Consider the following 2,248-nt stretch of genomic DNA (forward strand, 5'->3'; position numbering starts at 1 on the left):
CTCGAATTGATAAGGTCGAAAGTGTTGCAGAGGCACTATTCGATGAATGGCAGCAAGAACTGCAAAAATACACCAATGCAACACTCAAACGAGATAGCCAACGTAAACTAAAAGACACCCAACGCCGGTACCAACTGACATTCCGCAGCATTTTAAGAATATATTCTCTGGTAATTTATCCCTAAAATTTTAATGATGATGGTTTGTCTGTCTTTCATATTTAGTAACAGCGTTTGCTGCCCATTTATCGTCAGTAGCTCAATACCTGCAAAACATTGAAATACCCAACGAGCCGTTGGTGTTTGCGTGGGCTTCTTTTTCATATCAGGGAAGTATTCATCCTGCCCTTTTAATTGCTCACGGATCGTATGCTCCAATGCCGCATAGACCATTAAACACGTCGTCATGACCATCAGCAGCGCTTCTATACGCTCCGGCTTTTTGACATAAAATGCCGACGTCAAAAAATCGGGGCTTTTAAGGAACCTGAAACCTTTTTCAACGGCTTGCTGGGATTTGTAGGTACTTAGCATGTCGGCCATGCTCAGTGATCCGTTAACATCATTGGTCGCAAGGATAAACAGACCAAGCTGTTGGGTGGCTTCCTCGCGCTTTTCCAATGGCGTATATAGCGCACCGCTGATTTGATAATACGTGCGAACGGGTTGTTGATTTGTACCAGGTCGCCCCTTGCCTTCGTAAACGGGTACTTCAAACACTGTGGCTTCAACTGCCAGTGTGGCTTGTTTTTCCTGCCATTGCTCAATCGCTGCATGGGCATCTGTGCGACAAGCAAACGCTTGCTGGCACAATTTCTTGAAGGTTTTGCGACTCCCCTCTGCCTGCTTCAACATCCGAGAATTTAGCGTATGATGCTCTCGTTTCGTCGCTTGCTCACTGCGCACCAGTAACCATTTTTGCTCAACATCACCATAATGACTTGTGTGCCAGACACCCTGGTAACCATCACAAATGGATTCAAAGTTCAGTAAGCTTACACTTTGTATCAATGTTTTGGTTTCTTTGAGCTTTTGTGGCACGCGGGTAATAAACAATTGAGACAGTGCATCCAATTCAACGATAGTTTCCTTAACATATAAGGCGGCATCAGCTACTAAATAGCGGCATTTCTGGGCGGCTTTAAGACTGCTGATATGAGATTTCACTATCTTTTTAAATCCCTCTACGTCGTTGACATTGCCGCTTTGTGCCTGCATATAAACGGGGATCCCAGAACGATTTTCGCATATCAAGTTAAGTACAACCTGATTAAGCTCCGGGCGGTGATCACGGGAATACCCTTTGGTAATGTGAATGGCGGTAGGCTCTTCTTCATCCGAGTTGGCCTTGCCATCGTAATGAAAGCTAGTTGAATCTAAATGGGTGAATTCGCAGGGGAGTTTGAGGTGGTCAACGACCTTTTCGGCAATTTGCTGGTACAAACCGGAAACGCCTGCATCATAGAGCGCATCAAGGCAACGACCCAATGCATCATCGTTGATATGTGATGCATCAATTCCTTCGCCAATCAGGCGGGAAACCGGTTTATCATCAAAAAACTCACTATACATATGCAAAGTTCGGCCGGTAAACCCCAGACCATTCAACAGCATAGCAGTAAAAATCTGACCATAGCTCACTTGTCTGCGCTCAGAAGTACCCAGTACTTTATCAATGGTAGCGGCCAGGTCAATTTCCTGGCAAAACCCAGCAACCAAGCCAAGATGATCCAATCTTTTAGACGTATAAACAGGTGATGACATGAAAATTCACTCGCAAAAGAGAGTAATAGATCAAGATCGGAGATCGCCGTCAACCTATTTTTGAATAATCATGTAAAAAAGATAAAATAGCGGCCATACCGGTCAATAAATGCTCGATATGTTATTTCTAAATTATGTGCGGAATGACAGATCTATTGGTACAAATTGATCGGCAAATAGCGACATGTAAAAGGGTGTAATGATAGGTGCGAGTAAGGTGGATACGGCGGTAAGAGTCAGCGATAATGCCAAGTTAGCCCCTGAAATATAGGCCATCACGTTTGACGCTAATCCACTGGGTGAACAACCCACTAAGATAATGCCCGCAGCGAGTTCAGGAGGCAGTCCGGAGGCCGTAGCCACTCCAAAACCAATTACTGGCATAATTGAAAACTGACAAATTAAGCCAATCATTACACCTTTTGGCATCTTACCAATGTGCACAATATCTTTTATGCTCATGTATTTCACCATCCAAAAAATAA

Annotated in this window: 3 protein-coding genes; 1 reads left to right on the forward strand and 2 read right to left on the reverse strand. The window is 44.1% G+C overall.

Translation table 11 applies throughout. The annotated features are described in order from the left end of the window. A partial coding sequence (locus QZ562_RS20975; protein ID WP_293764646.1) for a DUF2959 family protein occupies positions 1-185 on the forward strand: 185 nt, incomplete at its 5' end. Here QZ562_RS20975 and QZ562_RS20980 read toward each other — a convergent pair. Both QZ562_RS20980 and QZ562_RS20985 read right to left on the reverse strand, forming a co-directional pair. Further along, positions 153-1,763, reverse strand: a complete 1,611-nt coding sequence (locus QZ562_RS20980; RefSeq protein ID WP_293764649.1) for an IS1634 family transposase — start codon at positions 1,761-1,763, stop codon at positions 153-155. The two genes, QZ562_RS20975 and QZ562_RS20980, sit on opposite strands and share 33 nt — an antisense overlap. A 132-nt stretch (positions 1,764-1,895) precedes the next feature. Further along, positions 1,896-2,248 (reverse strand): bile acid:sodium symporter (locus QZ562_RS20985; protein WP_293764652.1); only part of this gene is annotated, 353 nt, incomplete at its 5' end.

Source organism: uncultured Paraglaciecola sp., assembly GCF_913058035.1.
GTDB lineage: Bacteria > Pseudomonadota > Gammaproteobacteria > Enterobacterales > Alteromonadaceae > Paraglaciecola.

What these genes read in the sequence shown, in the direction of transcription:
- QZ562_RS20980 (WP_293764649.1), bottom strand. Translation starts at nt 1,763, where the DNA reads ATGTCATCACCTGTTTATACGTCTAAAAGATTGGATCATCTTGGCTTG.